The 21,560-nt window shown below is 54.4% G+C and carries 16 protein-coding genes; 3 read left to right on the top strand and 13 right to left on the bottom strand.

Going from position 1 to position 21,560, the window contains the following annotated elements; translation table 11 throughout:
* Window positions 1-77 precede the first annotated feature (77 nt).
* The 4 genes from ACA049_RS14730 to ACA049_RS14715 are packed head-to-tail and all read right to left on the bottom strand — an operon-like array spanning window position 78 to window position 5,687.
* Window positions 78-1,016, bottom strand: coding sequence for a sulfonate ABC transporter substrate-binding protein (locus ACA049_RS14730; protein WP_497336584.1), 939 nt, complete (start codon window positions 1,014-1,016; stop codon window positions 78-80).
* A 50-nt stretch (window positions 1,017-1,066) separates the two neighbouring features.
* Window positions 1,067-2,104, bottom strand: a complete 1,038-nt coding sequence (gene mgrA, locus ACA049_RS14725) for an L-glyceraldehyde 3-phosphate reductase (protein ID WP_497336582.1) — start codon at window positions 2,102-2,104, stop codon at window positions 1,067-1,069.
* Entirely contained in the window at window positions 2,101-3,459 is a 1,359-nt protein-coding gene (locus ACA049_RS14720; protein ID WP_497336580.1) for an LLM class flavin-dependent oxidoreductase, read from the bottom strand. Before ACA049_RS14720 ends, mgrA begins: the two co-directional genes overlap by 4 nt.
* A gap of 2 nt (window positions 3,460-3,461) precedes the next feature.
* Window positions 3,462-5,687 (bottom strand): TonB-dependent receptor, encoded by a 2,226-nt coding sequence (locus ACA049_RS14715; RefSeq protein WP_497336578.1) that lies wholly within the window; start codon window positions 5,685-5,687, stop codon window positions 3,462-3,464.
* A gap of 207 nt (window positions 5,688-5,894) precedes the next feature.
* On the opposite strand from ACA049_RS14715, the gene ACA049_RS14710 reads away from it, so the two are divergent.
* Window positions 5,895-6,935, top strand: a complete 1,041-nt coding sequence (locus tag ACA049_RS14710; protein WP_497336576.1) for a LacI family DNA-binding transcriptional regulator — start codon at window positions 5,895-5,897, stop codon at window positions 6,933-6,935.
* Between the two features lie 303 nt (window positions 6,936-7,238).
* On the opposite strand, the gene ACA049_RS14705 is transcribed toward ACA049_RS14710, so the two are convergent.
* Both ACA049_RS14705 and ACA049_RS14700 read right to left on the bottom strand, forming a co-directional pair.
* The gene (locus tag ACA049_RS14705; RefSeq protein WP_497336575.1) at window positions 7,239-7,586 is read right to left on the bottom strand and encodes a hypothetical protein; all 348 of its coding nucleotides are present in this window, start codon (window positions 7,584-7,586) and stop codon (window positions 7,239-7,241) included.
* 163 nt (window positions 7,587-7,749) lie between these two features.
* The gene (locus ACA049_RS14700; protein ID WP_497336573.1) at window positions 7,750-8,007 is read right to left on the bottom strand and encodes a hypothetical protein; all 258 of its coding nucleotides are present in this window, start codon (window positions 8,005-8,007) and stop codon (window positions 7,750-7,752) included.
* 139 nt (window positions 8,008-8,146) lie between these two features.
* Here ACA049_RS14700 and ACA049_RS14695 point away from each other — a divergent pair, with 139 nt between their 5' ends.
* Window positions 8,147-8,551, top strand: a complete 405-nt coding sequence (locus ACA049_RS14695) for a hypothetical protein (RefSeq protein ID WP_497336571.1) — start codon at window positions 8,147-8,149, stop codon at window positions 8,549-8,551.
* Between the two features lie 733 nt (window positions 8,552-9,284).
* Here the strand turns inward: ACA049_RS14695 and ACA049_RS14690 are convergent.
* The 5 genes from ACA049_RS14690 to ACA049_RS14670 form a co-directional block, all read right to left on the bottom strand.
* Entirely contained in the window at window positions 9,285-9,725 is a 441-nt protein-coding gene (locus ACA049_RS14690) for an antitoxin Xre/MbcA/ParS toxin-binding domain-containing protein (RefSeq protein ID WP_497336569.1), read from the bottom strand.
* Window positions 9,722-10,099, bottom strand: coding sequence for a hypothetical protein (locus tag ACA049_RS14685; RefSeq protein ID WP_497336567.1), 378 nt, complete (start codon window positions 10,097-10,099; stop codon window positions 9,722-9,724). Before ACA049_RS14685 ends, ACA049_RS14690 begins: the two co-directional genes overlap by 4 nt.
* 19 nt (window positions 10,100-10,118) lie before the next feature.
* Window positions 10,119-10,532, bottom strand: a complete 414-nt coding sequence (locus tag ACA049_RS14680; protein WP_497336565.1) for a DUF6957 family protein — start codon at window positions 10,530-10,532, stop codon at window positions 10,119-10,121.
* Window positions 10,533-10,646: 114 nt separating this feature from the next.
* Window positions 10,647-10,961: a hypothetical protein gene (locus tag ACA049_RS14675; protein WP_497336563.1), complete on the bottom strand. Its 315-nt coding sequence runs from the start codon at window positions 10,959-10,961 to the stop codon at window positions 10,647-10,649.
* 206 nt (window positions 10,962-11,167) lie between these two features.
* A complete protein-coding gene (locus ACA049_RS14670; RefSeq protein WP_497336561.1) occupies window positions 11,168-11,896 on the bottom strand; it encodes a metallophosphoesterase family protein in 729 nt (242 codons plus the stop codon).
* Between the two features lie 245 nt (window positions 11,897-12,141).
* Between ACA049_RS14670 and ACA049_RS14665 the strand changes: the two genes are divergently transcribed.
* A complete protein-coding gene (locus ACA049_RS14665; RefSeq protein WP_497336559.1) occupies window positions 12,142-12,618 on the top strand; it encodes a helix-turn-helix domain-containing protein in 477 nt (158 codons plus the stop codon).
* A gap of 77 nt (window positions 12,619-12,695) precedes the next feature.
* Here the strand turns inward: ACA049_RS14665 and ACA049_RS14660 are convergent, their stop codons facing one another.
* Together ACA049_RS14660 and ACA049_RS14655 are read right to left on the bottom strand one after the other, a co-directional pair.
* The gene (locus ACA049_RS14660) at window positions 12,696-18,401 is read right to left on the bottom strand and encodes a tetratricopeptide repeat protein (RefSeq protein ID WP_497336557.1); all 5,706 of its coding nucleotides are present in this window, start codon (window positions 18,399-18,401) and stop codon (window positions 12,696-12,698) included.
* A 497-nt stretch (window positions 18,402-18,898) separates the two neighbouring features.
* Window positions 18,899-21,034: a hypothetical protein gene (locus tag ACA049_RS14655; RefSeq protein ID WP_497336555.1), complete on the bottom strand. Its 2,136-nt coding sequence runs from the start codon at window positions 21,032-21,034 to the stop codon at window positions 18,899-18,901.
* Window positions 21,035-21,560: the final 526 nt, after the last annotated feature.

Here is a 21,560-nt window from a genome sequence, read left to right as displayed (position 1 = left end):
AACAGAAAAATAAGCTGGGGAAAACGAACTGTAGAAGCGCGGCACCTCAGTGCATTTATGTTTATGGATACCTGTGCTTAATTGGACTCGTTCCATACCGCATTACGCACGTCTATTTTCTTGGGCAAAAGCTTGTTTTGATAGAATAGATCGGCCGTCATTTGCTGCGCATTGATGATATTTTCGTCAATGGGCAATATTGGAGAAGGTGGACGATTATCGAGGTAGCTGGCAATCACACCGTCGGGCAGCCCCATGTATTTTTTCACCACGCTCAGGCTTTGTTCCCGCTGGCTGCGAGTCAGCCCTTCGGCGGCAGTAAGCTCATCGAGCAGTGCGTGGACAAAAGAGCCATTGGCTTGCGCGTAGGCGCGCCGTGCTGTGTACACAGGGCCTGACAGATTCAAACCTTCGCCGTTGGCAAGCACGCGAACATTGCCCTGACTTAAGGCCAGCGAGGAGTAAGGCTCCCAAATTGCCCAGGCATCGACGCTGCCTTGTTCGAAGGCAGCACGCGCATTAGCGGGAGGCAAGTTCATTGGCTGGATGTCCTGGTAGCTCAAACCTGCCTTATTCAATGCCCTCAGAATCAGGTTGTGTGAACTGGATCCTCGCTGAAATGCCACCTTTTTTCCTTTCAGGTCGGCAATGTCTTTTAGCGGACTGTCAGCGCGTACCAGTATGGTTTCCGCTTGCGGTTTTGGCGGCTCCGTTCCGACATAGACTAAATCAGCTCCCGCCGCTTGAGCGAACAGCGGCGGGATGTCCCCGGTGGAGCCAATGTCCAGCGCATTGACGTTCATCGCTTCCAGCATCTGCGGGCCGGCAGGAAATTCAATCCACTGCACTGCAGTCTGAGGAAAGCGCTTCTCCAAAAGCCCGTACTCTTTAGCGAGTAATAAGGAAATCGAGCCTTTCTGGTAGCCAATTCTCAGCGTTACAGGGTCTGCTGCCATTACTGAGTTTGTCAGACTAAACAGGGCTAGCCCCGTAACAAAAACCTTTAGAAATGTCATCTTTGTCTCGCTGCTTAAAGTCCGGGAGAACGCCTGAGTTGGGCTCAAATTTATTCGGCAGTCGACGGCCTTTCCCAAAGATTGATCCCACCCTCCTGAGCAAACCGATCAATCTCCGCCAATTCCTCTGCACTGAAACTCAGATTCTTCAACGCTTCTACGTTCTCGATGATCTGCTCTGGGCGGCTCGCTCCGATTAGCGCTGACGTCACCCGCGGATCACGCAGAGTCCAGGCCAACGCCAGTTGCGCCAGGCTCTGACCTCGTCGCTTGGCAATCTCATTGAGAGCACGCACGTGGGCGATGTTGGCCTCGGACAAGTGCGATGCTTGCAACGAACCACCGCCCGGACGATTGACCCGCGCATCCGCCGGCACGCCGTTGAGGTACTTGTCGGTCAACAATCCCTGAGCCAGGGGCGTGAAGGCAATCACACCGGTGCCGAGCTCATCGGTGGTGTCCAGCAGGTCTTTTTCAACCCAACGATTGAGCAGGTTGTAAGCCGGCTGATGGATCAACAACGGGATTTTCCACTCCTTGAGCAGCGCGGCCATTTCCCGGGTTTTTACTCCGGAATAAGACGAAATGCCGATGTAGAGAGCCTTGCCCTGCTGCACTGCAGTAGCCAGGGCGCTGGCAGTTTCTTCCAGTGGGGTGTCCGGGTCGAAACGGTGCGAGTAAAAGATGTCCACGTAGTCCAGCCCAAGGCGTTGCAGGCTCTGGTCGAGGCTGGCCAGCACGTATTTACGCGAACCACCGCCCTGCCCGTAAGGGCCTGGCCACATGTCCCAACCAGCCTTGCTGGAGATGATCAGCTCATCGCGGTAATGCTTGAAGTCTTCGCGCAGCAAACGCCCGAAGTTGATCTCGGCGCTGCCGTACGGTGGGCCATAGTTGTTGGCCAGGTCGAAATGGTTGATGCCAAGGTCGAACGCTGTGCGCAGCAATGCACGTTGGGTGTCGATCGGTGTGCTGTCGCCGAAGTTGTGCCACAGGCCAAGAGACAAAGCCGGCAGCACCAAGCCGCTGCGACCTACGCGGCGATAAGGGATAGAGTCGTAGCGGTTTTTGGCTGCGATATAAGTCACCGGGCCCTCTCCTGCTGTTTAGAATGGGTGTCGAGGTTAATAAATTTGTTTGAAGGTCTGGCCAGCCCCAGGTTCTGGCGCAAAGTACGGCCTTCGTACTCTGTTCTAAAAAGTCCGCGACGTTGCAGCTCCGGGACTACTTCGTTGGCGAAATCTTCCAGGCCGCCAGGAAGGTGCGGCACCAGTACGTTAAATCCATCGGCCGCGCCTTGTTCGAACCATTCCTGCAGTCGGTCGGCGATCTGCACCGGTGTTCCCACCAGGCTGTAATGTCCGCGACCGCCGGCGATTTTTATGCCCAGTTCGGCGAGGCTCAGGTTTTCCCGACCTGCCAGCTCCGTGAGCAATTTCTGCCGACTCTGCTGACCGCTGTCGGTGATCGCCAACTCCGGCAACGGCCCGTCCAGCGGATATTTAGACAGATCGAAGTTGCCCAGCATGCGGCCCAGTAAAGCGACACCCACTTCGGGTTCGACCAGGCGCTGAAAGGATTCGAATTTTTCCAGCGCTTGCTCTTCGGTCGATCCGACCACCACGAAAACCCCGGGCATGATTTTCAGCGAATCGGCGCTGCGTCCATACTGAGCGAGGCGCCCCTTGAGGTCGGCATAAAACGCTTGGGCATTGGCCAACGATGTTTGTGCTGTGAATACCAGCTCCGCCGTTTGCGCAGCTAGATCGCGGCCGACTTCGGAAGAGCCGGCCTGCACAATCACCGGATGTCCCTGCGGGGGGCGCGCGACGTTCAACGGGCCCTTGACCCGGAAGTGTTCACCCACGTGATCCAGCACATGTAATTTGGCTGGGTCGTAATAGGCGCCGCTAGTCTTGTCGCGGGTAAAAGCGTCGTCTTCCCAGCTGTCCCACAGCCCCGTGACAACCTGATAAAACTCGCGGGCGCGGCTGTAGCGTTCAGCGTGCTTAATGTGCTCTTCCCGGCCGAAATTTTGCGCTTCGGCAGCGTTGTCCGAGGTCACCAAGTTCCACCCCGCGCGCCCGCCGGACAGGTGATCCAGCGAAGCGAATTTGCGCGCCACGTGGTACGGCTCGTTGTAGCTGGTGGTGGCCGTGGCAATTAGGCCGATGTGCTCGGTGACGGCGCTCAGGGCCGACAGCAGCGTCAGCGGCTCGAAGCCATCCGAGCGCGCCATGTGGCTGGCGCTCTCACCGACGGGCGCGGCAACACTGTCGGCGACGAACAACGCGTCGAACTTCGCCGCTTCGGCAATCTGCGCCAGCCGCTTGTAGTGGGCGAAATCCAGCCCGGCGTTGGCCGGCACATCGGGGTGCCGCCAGGCGGCGACGTGGTGCCCGGTCGCCATCAGAAATGCCCCGAGTTTGAGTTGACGAGCCATGGTCAGAAATCCTTGCGCAGTTGCACACCAAAGTAGCGTTCGTCGTCCCGTGGCACAGCGCGATAGATGTAGTTGCCGCCAGTGGCCAGCATTGGAGAATAGGACTTGTCTGCGAGGTTTTTGCCGAGCAGCGCCACGCGCCAACCGTTGTTGTAATCGGCCAGCGCGACGCTGGCATTCCAGATCCCGTAGGCGCCCTGTTTGGTGTCAGGATTCTGGCTAATGTCGTACTGCACTTCACTCTGCCAGCTGTAGTCGGTGCCGAGTTCGATATCCAGGCCGTTATCCAGTGGGATGCTATAGTCGGCGCGCACATAGCTTTTCCAATCTGGGGTGTACGGCAACGGTTTGCCGTCGACGTTGCACGACGCTGCTGCGCCTGCCGGGCAGGAGAATTGGTCGATGCGTGCATGGGTGTACGCCAGCGCACCGGAAAACTTCAGTTGCTGAGTGGCCTGCAAGGCGTAATCGAGTTCGACGCCCTCGGTGCTGACACTGCCGGCGTTGATTAGGCGGGTAACCACTTGCCCGGCGACGGTGTCGAAAAAGTTGGCCTGGTAATTGTCGTATTCGCTGTGGAATACAGCGACGTTCGTGGTCAGGCGATTGTTCCAGGATGTGGCCTTGATGCCCAGTTCCCAGTTGTTGGACGTTTCTGGCTTCAGCGCGTCGGTGTCACGTGGCTGCATGTTGAAGAATACGTTGTAGGCCGGGCCTTTGTAGCCACGCGAATAGGTCAGATAAGTGGTGACTGTATCGGTCAGGTCGTACTGCAGGCCAAGCCGACCAGACCAGCCATCTTCGTCCACTGCCCCCGAACTGCTGGTGCCCGGTTGTATGCCAGTGACGGCGGTCTGCGAAGTGGAAACTCGGCTGTGATCGTATTCCAGATCGTCATGCGTCCAGCGCAGACCAGCGATGCCGCGAAAGACCGATGTGAAGTTCAGCGTGCTTTCACCGAACACTGCATAGCTATCGTTGGTGGTGCTGTAATCGGCAACACCACGGTTGACGCTTGTGGGTGTGGTCAACGTGCGCTGATAGGTTTCATCGTCCTTGCCGTGCATATAGAACAGGCCACCCACGTACTCCAGGAACTCGCCCTTCGGTGAAGCCAAGCGAAGCTCCTGCGAGTATTGATCGAACGCCAGATCACCTATGTCCGCGGAGCCTGGAAATGCCGCCGTGATAGTACTCAGACGATCACCATCCTGATATTGGGTGTTATCCCAACCGCGCCAGGCGGTGATCGAGGTCAAGGTGTAATCGCCCAGGTACCAGTCGAGTTGGCCGGACAGGCCTTTGTTGATGTCATCGACGTGAGAGCGCGTGTCAGTATTGATCTTGCGGTTGTGGCTGGACGCCTGCACCGGACTCAACGCATTGGCAAAAGCCGGCGTCAGCGATTGGCTGACCACACCATTCGGTGCATCGTCGTGGGACTGCATGTAGTCCGCAATGAAGGTGAACTTGAGGTCATCGTTGGGCGTGAACTCCAATTTGCCGCGCGCGCCTTTATGGTTATACCCATTGACCTCCTGACCGTTGTGCTCGTTATCGACGTTGCCGTCATAGGTGCCAAACAAGGTGGTGATCGAGCCCTTCAAGGTGTCTGGGATCAGACTGCCACCGAGACCGAAACGGGTACGGTTTTCGTTGCCACTGTAGTTCGACTGATCGATGTAACCGTGAGTCTCGGCGGTCGGTGCCCGGCTGGTGATGTTGAGTACGCCGGCGGAAGCGTTCTTGCCAAACAGCGTGCCTTGCGGGCCACGCAGGACTTCGATCCGCTCCAGATCGAGCAGGTCAAGGGTCGTCTGACCTGGGCGTGCGTAAACCACGCCATCGATCACCGTAGCCACGGTCGGTTCAACGCCAGGCGAAGTGGATATCGTCCCCACGCCACGCACGAACAACGACGTGTCCTTGTTCGAGGCACCGGTGCGAAAATTCAGCGAGGGTACTTGCTGGACGATGCTGGCCACGCTGTTACGGTTGTCGCGTTCCAGCTGTTCGCCTTCGATCACCGACACGGCTACCGGGACTTTTTGCAACGATTCTTCGCGACGGGTGGCGGTAACCGTAACGGCTTGCAGCGTTAGCTCCTGATCGCCAGAGTCGGCGGCAAATGCATTGGGAAGTGGCAACGCCGCTAGGCCGGTGAATAGCCAGCTCGCAGCGCGAATCGAATGCGCCAAGTTCTTTGTTGCTCGAGGAAAAATGTGCATGGTCTGACCGCTCGAATGTGTGCCCTGAACCGCTGCCGTTCTGCGACGGACAGCGCCTTGAATGTGTCTTGGGCATTCGCTCGAGCGAGTAGCAGACAGAACGCTTTGTTAGCGCTAACATCATCAGTATCGGCAACTGCCATATAGATCGTCAAATACTGAAAAATTACTTTTATATGCACTTTTGTTTTAAACAAGGATTGCGCATTGAACGACGACAAACCCCGTAAGCGCCGCGGTGCAGGTCGCGTGACACTCAATACCGTGGCGCGACAGGCCGGGGTCTCGGCCATCACTGTGTCGCGCTTTTTCAACCAGCCGGAGCAGGTATCGCCTGAGCGGCGCGAGCGCATTGCTGCCGTGGTCGCTGAGTTGGGCTACGTGCCAAACCTGGTTGCCGGAGGGTTGGCCTCTGCCCGTGGCAAAATCGTCGGCATGGTGATTCCGAACATATCCGGGCCGATCTTTGCCAACACTATTCAGGGTTTCAGCGACACGCTCAGTCGCAACGGTTACCAGCTGCTTTTGGCGTCGAGCTATTTCAGCGCCGATCAGGAAGAAAGCGCGGTGCGTGCGTTTCTCGGTTGGTCGCCGGCGGCGCTCGTACTGACCAGTCACTTTCATAGCGTGGGCACCGAAAAAATGATCGCTGAGGCGGATATCCCGGTGATAGAAACCTGGGACTACCAACCCGAGCGCGGGCCGATGCAGATTGGGTTTTCGCACTTTGACGTAGGAGTTACAGCCGCACGTTACCTGCATGGAAAAGGCTATCGGCGAATTGCCTTTGTGCAGAATAGTGCCGCCGGTGATTACAGTGCGTTGGAGCGCCGCGATGGCTACATCACGTGTGTTCGTGAGTTGGGACTGGAACCGTGGGTATTTGCACCGGAGGTTGGTCTAGCGCCGTTTGAAGCCGGAAAAAAGGCGATGGAATCACTCATGCAGGCCCCCTCCCCGCCGGACGCAATCATCTTCGCCAACGACAACCTCGCGGCCGGCGGATTGCTGGCTGGGCAACGAACGGGGCTGAACATCCCCGGAGACTGCGCTGTGCTTGGGTTTGGAGATTACCCGTTTGCTGAAATGCTGCTGCCGAGCTTGAGCACCATCAAACCACCGGCACTTGAGATCGGTGTAATAGCGGCGACGCGAGTACTGGAAAGCCTGGGAGTGCTACCGGTGAAGCACGAGGTGCAGCGGATAAATCTACTCGAGTGTCTTGTGATCGAGCGTGAAAGTGCTTAAAAGTTAAATGGCAAACACGACCCGAAAACTGAGCGTCATTAGATATGAGGGTGAGAGTTTGACTGAGGCCGTTTAACATTGATAGACATGGAAAACAGGTCATCGGTGAACTCACCGTTCCGGCAAAGGTTGAGCAGGACTACACTAGTCTGCTGTACTTGCCCCTAGTCGGAATACTCGATCAACAGCATCCACTGCTGCCTTGGTCATACATCGAACATCGTCGGTCGGGTACGGCAACTCAATCACGGCCAAGAAACTAAGACAGATAAAACGCTACCGAGCATACCGACACGTAGCTTCCTACAGCCCCAAATCTCGACTCAACTGGTCATCTTTCATTTCATCAGTCGCAATTCCGGCCTTCATAAGGTGCAATTGCAATTGGTCGCGCAAGTGCATTCTCAGACGAGACCTGAGCTCGACGTAGCTGGCAGATTGGCCTGAATAGAGATCACGACGTGTCATCACGTCGCGCAACACCCTGATGCCCTGCTCGCCAATCCCTGAGATGTGTAACCGCAGGAGAGGATCGTAACCAGGATTTCTCTTGAAACTGTCGACTGCCTTTTCAATCAATCGCACAAACGCCGCCTTATCACATGTCTGCTGCGCCAGGCGCCAAACCTCTAACTCGATGTCTTGTTCCATCTGTTCTCTCCAGTTCCTATGCGGACTTCTCCTGATGTGAAAGTTGTCAGGCACGAGTATTTTTTTAAAAAATTGCTCGTTGTTTGAAATCAAACTGGAAAGCAGCGGCTTACGCCGCAAAGGGGCGATTTTGCTATGCCCACAGGGCAGTCGTACATCAGCGTCAGCGGGACTCACCGCAAGAAAAAAGGACAAAAACAGAAGCATGGCAAAGCAAAAACCAACACCGTTTCCCCTGCAGGATCGGTGGAAGGAGGGGCGCTGAGATCTCTGCTTTTTTATTGTCCTCAAATAATAAAGATCCGTCGCTGAAAAAAATTTTCAAGGGGCAATCTGAAAAAATATTTTTGTTGACACTGCCCAGCAAGAATTCACGACGCTCCGGTTTTCTTTTTGCTTCAAGAGTGTGCGATGCGTGCATTCAGATTTAAACGCCTAACAGCGTACAATTGCGCTTCCCGTAGAAACGTCCGGGTTGTCCAGGAAGGTGGGGGCTGAACTTGAATCCACTCCTGCCGATACGCGTTAGCGCGGAATGTGAACGCACTAAGGAAAACTTGATGGCGATCGATTTGAAAAGCCTTTGGCATCGTGAGCGTGCACGGCGGGCGGCTTTGTGGGATCTGGAGGAATTGCGACCCGGCGATGACCGCGCAAAACCTCAGCTGAGAATTCTCGATGAAATTGAACGGCAGGATCTCGAACAACCTCATGAGGAATTTCAGTTAATGACGATTGAGGAGTTGAGAGACTCAGTTCCAGAAACCCCGTATGAAAGCTGCGATGGCCACCATTTCTTGATCGTTTTAGACCAGGACATCCCTGAAGTCTGGCGAACGAGATTCGAAGCAGCTAATGCGCTCGCCGAGCGTTTTTCGCAAGGTAGCTATGCTCATGATTGGCGTCGATTCCTAAGGGTCTGGATTCGAGACATGGAGCATTTAGCGGCTCACCGTCTCGCGTAATTTCTCTTGGTTGGCGACGTCGACTACCCCCCCTCCTCTCCACCAGCCTGTCGCACACAAAAAATGAGTCCGGGAAGCTGACCTGGTTTGGTAGAGCAAGACTGCTGTACCCGAGCCTCAAGGTGCGGGCTGTAGTAAATGACACGCGTCAAAAGGATCGTCTCGAAAGTACGGCGATGCGTCAGCAAGTAAGCCCGTTACAGCCCTAAATCTCTGACCAATAGATCCTCCTTCATGTGCTCAGTGGCCAAGTCATTGACCACGAGATGCCATTGCAGTTGATGAGACAGATGATTTGTCAGACGGGATCCGATCTCGATGTAATCTTCTGAGATGCTGGCATATAAATCTCGACTACTCACTACGTTTTGCAATACCTGAACGCACGGTAACCCGAGTTCGGATACGGTAACTCGAGTCGGCCAATCAACCCTAGGTATAGGCTTGTAGCTGTCGAGCGCCGCTTCAATAAGGCTAACAAATGTCGTGACGCCAAATTTCTCATACACAGACCTCCAAATGGCCATATCACGCTCCCTATACATCCCCTCCCCCTTATACGTGGCTCTGCATGGCATGTTGACCGATCACCCTTAGTGAAACGGCTGCAACCGTTCGGGCCGGTGAAAAACGTCAGCGCTCAACAAAGTCAGCATCTGGACTACCCCGCAATATTCTTTCAAGAGGCTCCCCATTCGGCGTCGTTTTTGTCAGCGCGTAAAAAGGAAACCGATCAGGTGAGCACGCCGTGTTCGAGCTGTCCGATCAGATCGATCACGGCGCTCGCGCCCTCCTCCGAAATGAGCATTTCCAAAGGAGCCTTTGAGTTAAAACAACGCAACGGCGTGCGTAAGAAAGCCCCGGCTGCCTGGACATCGCCTTCGAACAGTTCGTAGGACGCCTGTAGAGCAACAATCAATCCATACAGGCGTCGGCTCTCGCACAAAGGAAAAAATCCTATAGTCGTCGCGCTCGACATGAGTTCGGAAGAAATACCCATGTGCTTACCAAGCAGCTCTTCATCGATACACAACATCTCGGCTAGAAACTGAAAGGAGGGAAAAGGCATACGGCGCCGAACGACATCGTGAAGTTCAATGCCTGGCGAGGGCAAATTCACAGTGACCCAAATGTCCGTTTTCATGAATTCAAAAAGGAGCTTTCCGTGGTTCATGCGCAATCGCTGGAAGGTGACCAGTTGACGTGATCGAGGCATCGTACGCTGACCCACCGCTCCCCTCCCAAAGTCCCAGCTTGCCCGCAAATCTCGCAGATCGACATTGACCGCTGCTCTGCAAAAGTAACCATTTCACGGCACGCCGCATCACCCCCGGAATAGTAGAAGCGTAACCCCCCGAATTTTTCCTTGACCTGACGCACCTGAATCGACGGCAGCTCAGGGTGAGCATCCATGTAAGTTTTCATCGTGCGACAAAGCTCATCGATTAAATCCAGCCAACCTGGCAGGCATCCGATTTCGCGAAGAGGCGCGCTGCAGAAAAACGTTGGGTAACGATCACGCAGGACAGGCAGCAGATCTTCAATCATTGGATTTTGTGCTCACTTACTAATACACAGATAGTGCCTGGACAGCGGGAAAGCTCGCATGCTTGCGCGCCCCTCGGCCTGCCAGGATGAAGATCGTGTCGTTACTTTCAAAAAAGCAACCGTCAAAATCACGTTGATATCCGCTTACGATCCGATCGCCAGGCTGGTACTTGTTCTGGCTGTCGAACACCGCGGATTGGGCGTATAAAAGTCTTGCCTCAAGCCCCTGCGCTTTGATTTCTCGCTCCTGAAATTCTGGGAGCATCACATCCAAAACCATCCAATGTCTGACGATGCAAAAAGGCTTTTCCCTGAAGGTATCGGCGGCCAATTCGATCAACTCATCGTCGCCAAGTTTTGAGCCTCCTAGAGGGCGTGCTGAGCCGAACAGTAAATCGCCCAGAAGGTCTGCATTCGTAACTCTTGTATTCATAATCTCGCTTCAACTCTTGCCGCGGGTACCAGGCAAAGAACCATTTTCCCGATCCCGTTACCACCTGGATAACCCGAAGCTTTTGTGCGATGCGTATCCGCATTTGCGGATGGCTCAGTGATAAATCCGATTCATATAGAGGTTGTTGCCGCCGGGCGCCCAACTGACTATCAAGTACCGACTTCCTGCAATGGTTTGACATATTGCATAGCCATTGACGAAGTCGACGCTTGTAATCCTTGACGTGCGGATGCTGGCGCCTTCGCGAAAGCGCCCCGTTGTGTCGCCATAAACTGTCCCCATCAGTATTGGAGGGCTGTCGACGGCTGCAAGCAAATACGCTGTGATGGGCATACCGAAATCCATCGCCATCGCCATTGCCATGACGACTGCTGCTGGAATCGACGGGCTAAGGTCTCCCTCACTCATGCTGCTGCGCCTAAGGAGTTCATCTGAGTCAGCAAGGGTCGTGTTTGGTCTTTTTTATGCATCATTCAAAGTTCGCATATCATGAAAAAATCGGACACCGACCGGCGTGTTCACAGCATTGGATGTAGACAGGGTCGATATGTGCCGGAACCGTTTCACCGGTTTGAAGGCGCACTCAGTGGGCGCATGACCTCTGACCGCAATCATCAAAGGCCGACCACCAGACTAGGATTAAAACCAATGTCTTCCCGTGGGTAGCCGCGAGGGTTAGAAACCACACGACACCGGCCTAGCTGGACGTCGACGGCGCGATGCGTATGACCAAACACCCAGAGATCTGCTTTTTCCAGAAGCACATGCCAGCTGTTGGTGTAAGCAGCGATTAGATCCCCCTCATGCTTATCCCCGACCACTTCGGGCACAGGTGCGTAATGCGTCACGACAACTGTTTTGCCGTCGAAAGGTTTATCCAGTTCATGGGCAAGCCAGTCGTGCGTTGCATGATTTCGGTTGATCAGGTCACAGGGGCGCAGCTTGCGGAAGCTGTCATCAATACGGATCACACTGAAATCATTCATCCGTTCCAATGCGGTTTGGGCAGCTGCCACGGTATTTCCTGTGGCGGAGAAATCAGTCCAGGCGGTGGCGCAGAGGAACCTTGTTTGATTCCAAACAAACACCTCGTTTTCCAAGACGTGGACATGTGGTAAGGCGGCTTCCTTCATTTTTTGGAGCGTGTAGTCGATGTGGCCACCATAGAATTCGTGGTTACCGCAGATGTAAATCACTGGGCAGGAAAAGGTCTCACCAGCCCAAGCAACGCCTCTAGCCTTCGTGTGGATATCGCCCGCCAGGATGACCAGATCCGCGGCGACGGCTGGTGCGTCGAAGACAGCAAATTCGTTGTGCAGGTCTGAGTAAATTCGGAGCTTCATGGTGAACAGGCATCTTCGATTAAGCGATATATTGATAGCCGTCTCACCGCTTACACATTTCGGGCTAGCCGATTAGAGACGCAAGGGAAAGATCAGCACGGATTGCATGCATCTGGATCAGGTTCATCCCAGCAAATGACGATCCATGTGAACGCCGTGGCCAAGTGATAATCCCAGTACGGGGACTATATTCCATGGATTGGGATTGATCAATATGGCTTTATCCTCAGCTTTGGGGATTTGTAATGCCGTTGAGAGATCCGTTGGCAGCAGTCATCCGCCTCGTTCGGTCGGCCCGTGGCCTGGCGAAAGAGGATTTCCATGGCCAAGTGGATGCCAAGCACGTGTATAACTTGGAGCATGCGAAGGCCAGCGTGACCCTCGACACATTGGAAATTCTCGCTGAGCACTTAGATGTTGAGCCGCTGGCCCTCCTCGCCGTTGCGGCCAGTTTTGAAATGCAGCAGTCCCCCGATGACTTTCTCAAGTACCTCAACAAAGAGATCAAGAAGCTGAAAGATCTGGGGGTTTTGGAGGGATTGCCGGCGCAGTTTGTAGGCGGTGCCTTGATACCCCGACTGCCAGGTCAACGCACCTCGCCTGAGAAGGTCAGCGCGGTGCTCCGCTGCCGCGCACACGGACTGACTCAGAAGCAGGCTTCGGACATTTTGGGCATGCCGACATCCACTGTTGGCAGGATCTGGAAGCGCGTTGAGGAGTGACTTATCGCACCGATAACACAAGCCATCGAATTAACGCATTAAGCTAGCGGTGTGGAGAGGCAATCATTACATGCTGGTCACGCACTGCTTTGGTCGCTAGCGCCAATAGCACGCAAAACAATGTCGCGATTTTCGTGAGTCATAGCGAGATGATCGACCATGTCCGGAGGAAACTGCGCTCCCAATAGCTCGTACAGGGCCTCCCAAAGGGCACATGCTTTGGAGTAGGCGGCGAGAGCCCCCTGTTTGTCGCTGGCGTTACCCAAAGCGGTACCGAGGTTCAAATAGGTGAGAGCTAGGTTGTTGGCCATTCCGGGTGGTAATTGCGCGCCCAGCTTTGTCCGAAGGGACTCCCAGAGAAGGCTGGCTTGGTGGTAGTCGGCCAGCTCCTCCTGTTTGTGATCTCTGGCGCCCAACACGACACCTCGATTCATGTAGCACAGGGCGAGACGATCAACCATTTCTGGCGGAAATTGTGTCCCCATGTGGATCCGAAGAGCTTCCCAAAGGACAATAGCTTGTTCGTAGTTGGCCAGTTCCTCCTCTTTGTCATCTGTGGCGCCCACAACACCTCGATTCATATAACAAAGGGCAAGGCGATCAACCATGTGCGGAGGAAATTGTGTTCCCATCTGGATTCGAAGGGCTTCCCATAGGACACTAGCTTCGGCGTAAGCCATCAAGGCACCTGAACCATCGCCAGATGTGAACAAACTGTTGCCCCGATACAAATGGATTTGAGCCAGATTATTGATCACAACAGGGGGCGTCATCGTGCCTTGCTGTTGATGAAGACTCGCCCACAGCGTGGCGGCTTCGGCGTATCCAACCAGCGCCCTTTGCTCGTCACCCACAGCGGCTAAAACGGTGCCGTTGTTCATATAGGTCAGCGCCAGATAGTGGGCCATCTCGGGGAAAAACTGCGTGCCCAGTTGCTGGCGCAATACTTCCCAGATAGTACTGGCTTTACCGAACGCGACCAAAGCCCCTTGGCCGTCGTTTATTGCGCACAATATGAGGCCGCCATTCAGATAGGTTAGAGCCAGGTTATTGGCAGATTCCGTGGAAAACTGCGCGCCAAGCTGCGTCCGAAGGGTCTCCCAGAGATTACAAGCTTCTGTATAGCTGAGCAGAGCCCCCTGCTCATCGCAGGCGGCACTCAGGACAATCCCACGGCTCATATAGGTGTGGGCCAAATGATTGACCATTTCGAGCGGTAAAATCACGCCTTGCTCCACGCGCAGGCTTTCCCATAGAGCAATCGCTTCGGCGAACGCAGCCTGTGCCCCCTGTATCTCTCCGCTGGCGCGCAAAACCACGCCCCGTTTCATAGAGATCAGAGCCAGATTACAGGCACCGTCCGCGGGAAACTGTTCACTCAAATGCTCGCGCAGAAGTATCAATAGCGAGCCGGCATCGGCGAGCGCCACCAGCGCGCCCTGATTGTCACCGGTGGCATGTAACACGGTGCCGCGGTTCATGTAGGTCAACGCCAAGTGGCTAGCCATGTCGGGAGTAAACTGTTCACCCAATTTCTCTCGCAGAGCCTCCCAGATGGCACTGGATTGGTCAAAAGCAGCCAAAGCCTGTTGTTCATTTCCGGTATCGCACAATGCGGCCCCGCGATTCATGCGCGTCAGCGCGAGAAGGTTGGCCATGTCCGGAGTAAACTGATCGCTTTGTCGCTCGCGCAAGCGCTCCAATAGAGCACTGGCCTGATCGTAGGCAACTAGCGCGCCCTTCACGTCGCCACCGTCTCTTAAAACGACACCACGGTTCATTAACGTCAGGGCCAAATGGTTGGCCATATCAGGGGGGAATTGCTCGCCTTTCAACTCCTGCATGGGCAGCCAGAGCGCGCAAGCCTCGGCGTAGGCCTCCAGTGCTCCCGCCTTATCATCATTGTTGCGCAGCACATTCCCAAGATTCATGTGGGTCAGGGCCAAATAATTAAGTGCGTCCGGGGTAAATTGCGCGCCCAACTGTGTGCGCGAAGTGCTCCAGAGAGCACCAGCTTCAGTGAACGCTTTCAGCGCTCCCTGCCTGTCGCCGGTGTCGCTCAACGCTGTCCCACGGTTCATGTAAACCAGGGCCAAATGGTTAAGCGCGTCCGGGGGAAACTGCGTGCCCAGCTGGGTGCGAAGAGTTTCCCAGAGGAAACTCGCCTGGGTGTAAGCGACTAATGCCCCCCGCTTGTCGCCTAAAGTGTCCAAGGCGATACCGCGGTTCATGTAGGTGTTTGCTACATTGTGGGCCATGTCAGGGGAAAACTGCGTGCCCAAATTATTCCGAAGACTCTCCCAGACGGCAATTGCGTCGGTGTAACTGACCAGCGCCCCCTGCTTGTCGCCAGTGGCGTTCAAGGCGAAGCCACGGTTCGAATAGGTCAGGGCAAGATAGTTGAACATGTCAGGAGGAAACTGTGCGCCCAATTGAGTGCGCAAAGTCTCCCAAAGGGCACTGGCCTGGTCGTAGGCAGCAAGCGCGCCCTTCTTGTTACCGATGTCGCACAGTGCATTGCCGCTGCTCATATAAGACATGGCCAGTTGATTTATCATATCCGGCGAGAACTGAGCGCCTAGCTGAGTACGTAGCATCTCCCCTAGAGTGGAGGCCTCGGTGTGGGCGGCCAGGGCCCCTTGTTTGTCACCGACATCGCGCAACACAGTCCCGCGATTCATGTGGGTTAGAGCCAGAAAATAGGCCATGTTCGGGGGGAACTGCGTGCCCAACTGAATTCTAAGAGTTTCCCAGAGCGCGCAAGCGTCAGCGAAGGCGTCCAGTGCTCCGTTCTTGTCGCCTGTGGCGCCCAAAGCATTTCCGCGGCCCATGTGGGTAAGGGCTAGTTGATTGATCATATCCGGGGTGAACTGCGCGCCCAGTTGGGTGCGCAGTGTCTCCGATAGAGCATTGGCCTCAGCATATGCGGCCAATGCCCCTTGTTTTTCGCCTGTATCGAACAGCGCGGTGCCGCGATTGGTACAGGTTAGCGCAAGATGATTAAGCATAGTTGGGGCGAGTTGACCGCCCTGCCGGTGGCGCATGACATACCAAATATGACTTGCTTCAGCGTAGGCAGCCAACGCTCCCATCTTATCGCCGGTGGCGCTCAAAACGTTGCCGCGGCTCATATAAACGCAAGCCAAATGGTCCGCCATTTCCGAAGGAAACTGCGTGCTCAAATCCGAGCGCAATGCTTCCAAAAGAGCGCCGGCCTCGGCATAGTCACCTAGGGCGTCAGTTTTGTTGCCTGTGTCGCCTAATATGGTGCCGCGGTTCAGATAGATCAGGGCCAGTTGCCCGGCCATTTCTGCGGAAAACTCTGCGCCAAGTTGCCCGCGCAAATTCTCCAACGCGGAGCAAAGGTTGCTATAGGTAGCAAGTGCCCCCAGCCTGTCGCCAGTGGCAGCCAATGTTTGTCCGAAGTTCTTTAGCAGACAAAACTGTGCGTCTTGCAACCACTGGTCTTGTTCTTCCCAACGAGGCGAATCACTTTTTAACCAGTTTATGATGCCCTGTACTACACAATAGCTAGACAGAGCACTGTAGTGAAATGAGCTCTCGGATGCTTTCCAGCCTTTCTCGAGAAACTCTTCCAAAAATTTCTTCAACACATGCCTAGCCCGAGCATCGTGACGCATTTGTTCGTGAAATGTTGGCGACAAAAGAGCAACGAACCCATCCAGGTGGCATGCCACCCACTCCATATCCACACTCCGTCGCAATGAGAGATCAAGATCTATTTCCGGCGCAAGCAATCGCCGAACAAGGTGGTCGTGCACTTGATTGAGCTCTGCTGCATGGTGCTGGCGCATCATTTCGCACAACCCCTTCATGCCAAATCGATACAGTGTGGCGCCGATATCTCCCCGCCAAACGGACAACAGCGGTTTGAGCATATACAGCACATAGGCCAGACGCGGTGTCATGCTTGGCTGGCCTTCCACGGCCTGACACAGAACATCCATGGGCAAACCCATCCATGGCTTTTGAGCCACCGTGGGCAAATGCTGGTAATGCCAGGCATAAGCTTCTTCGGCTGCTGCCATCCACAGCAATATTCGCTGCATCAAATCACCAACTACGGTGTTGATATAGCGTTGACGCAGCGCATCCAGGTACTGCGAAATCAAATGCTCCGAGTCGGCCAGATCCTTTAAATCTTCAGGGCTCAAGCCGCCATCTTTGATTCGCTGTACAAGAAAAGAAAAATACAGAAATCGTCCGTCACTCTTGTCATGCAGGGATTGTAATAGAGCATCATCTCGCGCTAGCGCCCGGTCCAGCCGCTTATGGGCATAGTCGTCCATCAACGTTAAGTACTCCCGGTCCCCTAAATCAATGCGGTGCACTAGAGCGTCTTTGAGCGAACCGGTCCTTTGTCTCAACCATACGGGCAACTCCTCGGGTAAACGGGAAGTCACGAGCAACATGACCTGCGGCGGCATCTGGGACGCCTGGGGCAGATAGTCGGCAATGCCAGGATGCTCCTCCGCCAACTCGTCCAGTCCATCAAGGATCACTAGCAGTTCTCGCTGTCCCAAGCGCTGAAATGCCTCAAGGAAATCACACAGCGCTTGCGGACCTGGGTGCTCGACATCCAGGATCGGTAACGGTTTGTTGTGAGCTCGAATATCCAGAGCCACTCTGATCCTGTCACGTAACTGATCGGCAAACTGCGCCAGATGATACTGATACTCGCGACGAATATAGAAAACCACGACCACCATGCCACTGATCTGTGGCTCCTCCCGAAACTGGCCCTGATAGTCTGGATCCAGACCCTGGACGAAGGTCGATTTACCTACATGGGCCGGGGCTTGTAACCAGAATACGTTTCCACGCTCAGCATCCAGAGAAGCTTCAATGAAGCCTTTGAGCGGGTTTCGCAGATAAGCCGGGGAAAGATAGTCGTGCTCGGCGGATTGCTCATCAAGTAGACGGCCAACCTGCTCGGGCAGACTGTCCTGGTCAAATCCTTGGGCTGTATCCACCATGGACCGACCGACAGCTTTGTAGTAGTCGAGCATTCGGGGGGCAGAAATCCCCTGCAAGCTGTAGGAGTGGCCCGTATCGTAGTTGACCAGACGGAAGTTAGGGACTGTCTTGCGGGCTCGCGTCGAGTCGTACAAATAGGTTTCAGACTGGCCGCAGACTTGGCAACGTCGTGCGCTGATCCAAGGATGCAAATCAAGATGCCTGCTCTGTCGCCGCAAATAAACACTGCGCATTTGCTCAAAATCATGCTCGACCGGCATCTCGGACAGAACGGTGTCTGCGCCCATGATTGATTGGCCATCAGCGTTGCATAGGACTATCCCATCCCACATATCAGCAAAGCACGACAAGGCGGCGTGAATGCTCGTCGGACCCTCTCCGAGAAAGCGCTCAAGATCCACCATTAGCGGGTTCATATCTGATCCGCGAACACCATGACCAATTGTCTCGTTGCGCCAGTTAACGATTTGATCGCTGAGTAAGGTGTTGAGCGAGGTACGTTTGTTATTACACGTTCTCCAGAGATGCGCGATCTCTGGAAATAGCAGGCTCTGCGGCGTGGCTTGTACTTGTCGGGACCAAGTATCAGCCAAGCGCATCCAGACACCCATACTCGGAGGGGTACCTAGTAGCTCGCTACAAATAGGCAAAATGCCTTCACGTGGCCCATTCTGAATAAGGTCTTGAGCCAAGATTAGCGTCGATATGCGCGCGAGCACTTCAGCTAAGTCTTTGAACACCAGTGCTGCTGCATCTACCTGCCCATTGCGCAGCAACTGACGCACCAGTCGATACGTATATGCCACCGGACCGGGCCACCGGACCTCGATGGAGTCGACCCAACCCGTATGGTTTGCCAATACCTTAGCGCGATGTAGAAATGCCGATTCCGCGTCGATCAGAGGATCCGGCGCAACTGCTGGTGGAGCGCTTTCGAAACGATCCTCGCAGTCCCGACACTCCCACGTCTGAGCCTTGGTTTTCCATAGGATGTTGGAGGATTCGCAATTTGGGCATGAGAGTGGCATGTGTTGACCCCTTCCTTTTTGCACCACGAATTGCTTGCGACTTTACTGGGCACCTGGCACTGCATGAAATACGACGTCATTTGTTGATAGTTGACTATAGCCATCATATGGGCGCGCTTGCGGCCAAGTATGGTCGATTCTGAGTTACGCGTTTAAGTGAGTGGGTATCAGATTTTCCGCATGCCAAAGAATGCTCGTTCCGAAGCCAAAAATGATGGTGAGGTACCACAGTTAGGAGGGGTCGGCCTAGACATTCAACCCTCATGTGGCTTAGTGCCATAAGTGAGGTAGACAATAACGCCGCATGCGAGCCCCACGAGCAGTGCTACAAGGGTTGCCCAATCCCAAACCTCAAGGTTATGGGATATTTTCTCAAGCTCCTTGGGGATTTCCACTGGTACAAACTGACGAATGAGTTCCAGTTGCCACTCGTAAGAACTCGCTACCCAGACCTCCTTCAGCGTCTCGACAACTTCTTTGAAGATAATCCCAACCGCCAAACCAGAGCCTATTGCTTGGACGACTTTCGCCCGACGGTCACGAAAGTCGGCGACTATTTCAGTCGTAACGTGATCAATCCGATCAATGGCCCTTAGCGTTTCATCACGCTGTTCATTTATCCCCCACTCTTTAGCGAGTTGTGTACGAAACTCATTCAGTGGCCACGGATCCGCGTGGTTGAGAACGCTCACACTCACCTTGAGCGCTTCCGCTCGCAGTTCCCAACTATTTTTCTTCCACACTTCGAATTGCTTGAGATGGACTGATTTTGGGTTTTTCAAAATCAGACTCTGATACTCAAGAGCCTCCTCCAGCGGCTTTTTGCCATGAAAATCAATTAACCGGGCCGATGCTTGGGCCAGGTCGTTAAAGATCGAATTGATCGCATCGATCTCCAAGGGTGTGTTGGACCAATCTTCAAATGCCGTGACACCTGCACGATGCAAAACCAAGATGCCACCCTCAAAAACGAGCTCATGATAGCTCTGCTCAGATGGTAGATCGAAGGGCGACCGAATGGTCACTCCAGGGGAGGACTGTGCTTTCAACCAGGCACGAAATGTCGGGCAATTTGCCATCGACGTGGTTGACGCCTTAGGCGAAGAAAGCTTGTCACCTACCACACCATCTCCCAGGGGCCGGTCGTGCCAACGGTAGTAACAAAGGCGCTTAGATAACGGTGATGTCCGTTCCTCGTAGATGAGGTGCTTACTCGGAATCGGCGAGTACAAACTCCAGACTGTTGGGAGCACGTCTTTGTACCAGTCCAATTTGCTTCCAAGTACTTCCAGGTTATTGACCTCTACCTTCTTCGGCGCCCGAATGATCGTGTACTTTCCGTAATCATCCCACCACGGCTGATCTGGAATATTTAAATATTGGCCATCACTATCGCCGACTGGGGAGCGCTTACGAGGCCTATCCATTCCCCAGCGCTCTTCCTCCAACTTCTCCAATTCGCGCCAGAGACCAGGCAAAGTCAACCCGGATTCAGGAGTTGTTGAGATCGTCATGTCCCAGCCAGTGCCAACCTCCAATGGCCGATAAATTCCTAGGACGTCAAACCCACGCCGTGTCCAGGTGTTCTCCTGATCATTGCGTGCGAAGACTTTCAATACACCACTCGGGTTCCTCTCTTCGATAAATAGCGCATCGACCAAAATCGACCGGCCTGACCCTGCAAGCGGCACGTTGAGCTGACAGCTCTTTCCATGCTGCAGAGCTAACCGGTACTGCTCCCATTCATATAACAGGTGAGCGCGCGCCCGGGCCAAGCCCTTAGAGTGCTCAAGCTTCGAAAAATCCAAGAGCTCGGGGGCGGTTTGCTGTGTGAAAGCTGCCCAAATCAAATCCAAACATACGTTGGCCCCCTCTGCGAACAAGGCAGGCTCAGTATTAGAGCTCCTGTCCTCCTCGTCGAAATCGAGGTAGGTATGCCCCAATACCGTCACGAGTGCAGCCATCGACTCCGTGAGCGGGCGCCCCTCACGGGTAAATCCCTCATTCCACCGGCTCACGTAACGGCACCAGGCATTAAGGTTGGTAATCGTGAGTTCTGGTTCGTCATGCTGGAGGCGCAAGACAAATAAAAGCAGCGAAAAGCAGCTGTCGAAGGACAAGTCTTCCATTACAACGCGCTGAATGGAAGCCACTCCTTTCGGTAGCCTTTCACGCCATTCGCTCACGGTTTTCACATCAGCCGCGATCACATAGCTTGTTACCGAGTAGTGCTGAGTGCTTTTGTACTTTCCGTTCAGTGCAACTCCGGCCTGGCCACTATCCAGTGAATTTCCAAGTCCAACTAGAATGTCGCCGGCCTGAGCTTGCCGAACGTTGGGGTTGAAGACCAGGGTCACCCGTCTCCACCACGTAAGTTCATGCTGCGTCATTCATGTGATCCTTTTCGGCATTTGGAAACTCGTAAAAGAGGCATCAGACTGAGCCGCAATTGGTCGGCGGGGATCACCACACTCGAGTTTTCGTACACCTACCGGCAAATGTCAGTTTCGGCTTTACAGCCGGGTTGCACGAGGCAAGGTAGGCGATTGTGCATGCCCCCCGCCCCGAAAAGCTTAGCCCACTTGAACTGATCAACATATTTACTCGACCAATAAGCTAAAAGGCACTCGGCACTTATAGTGGAACGCTCTGAATATGGATACTCACGCGAGATTTGGATCGGATCAAAGCTCCCCACGGAGTCAATGTGGAGCGATGCGGTATCCGTTTCACAGGGGGATGACGGCTGGTGTCGATGGTTCAATGTGCGCAGCGTTTGCGCAGCATTCTCCATGGTCCACGATCATTCAAAGATCTAACGTTTAATCGCAGCGATCACAGCGTTGGGGCTTCCTATCAATGCTGGTATCGATTGCGGAGCGCTCGTCCATGACCTTGGTAAAATCGGGATCGATC

It is taken from the genome of Pseudomonas sp. LBUM1662 (assembly GCF_059695915.1).
The sequence above is the reverse complement of the archived record's forward strand: the minus strand, read 5'-3'. Positions and strand labels throughout refer to the sequence as shown.

Coding starts and splice junctions, on each gene's coding strand:
- ACA049_RS14730 (WP_497336584.1), bottom strand. CDS start 1,016: ATGACATTTCTAAAGGTTTTTGTTACGGGGCTAGCCCTGTTTAGTCTG.
- ACA049_RS14720 (WP_497336580.1), bottom strand. CDS start 3,459: ATGGCTCGTCAACTCAAACTCGGGGCATTTCTGATGGCGACCGGGCAC.
- ACA049_RS14715 (WP_497336578.1), bottom strand. CDS start 5,687: ATGCACATTTTTCCTCGAGCAACAAAGAACTTGGCGCATTCGATTCGC.
- ACA049_RS14705 (WP_497336575.1), bottom strand. CDS start 7,586: ATGGAACAAGACATCGAGTTAGAGGTTTGGCGCCTGGCGCAGCAGACA.
- ACA049_RS14700 (WP_497336573.1), bottom strand. CDS start 8,007: ATGCACGCATCGCACACTCTTGAAGCAAAAAGAAAACCGGAGCGTCGT.
- ACA049_RS14695 (WP_497336571.1), top strand. CDS start 8,147: ATGGCGATCGATTTGAAAAGCCTTTGGCATCGTGAGCGTGCACGGCGG.
- ACA049_RS14690 (WP_497336569.1), bottom strand. CDS start 9,725: ATGAACCACGGAAAGCTCCTTTTTGAATTCATGAAAACGGACATTTGG.
- ACA049_RS14685 (WP_497336567.1), bottom strand. CDS start 10,099: ATGATTGAAGATCTGCTGCCTGTCCTGCGTGATCGTTACCCAACGTTT.
- ACA049_RS14680 (WP_497336565.1), bottom strand. CDS start 10,532: ATGAATACAAGAGTTACGAATGCAGACCTTCTGGGCGATTTACTGTTC.
- ACA049_RS14675 (WP_497336563.1), bottom strand. CDS start 10,961: ATGAGTGAGGGAGACCTTAGCCCGTCGATTCCAGCAGCAGTCGTCATG.
- ACA049_RS14670 (WP_497336561.1), bottom strand. CDS start 11,896: ATGAAGCTCCGAATTTACTCAGACCTGCACAACGAATTTGCTGTCTTC.
- ACA049_RS14665 (WP_497336559.1), top strand. CDS start 12,142: ATGCCGTTGAGAGATCCGTTGGCAGCAGTCATCCGCCTCGTTCGGTCG.
- ACA049_RS14655 (WP_497336555.1), bottom strand. CDS start 21,034: ATGACGCAGCATGAACTTACGTGGTGGAGACGGGTGACCCTGGTCTTC.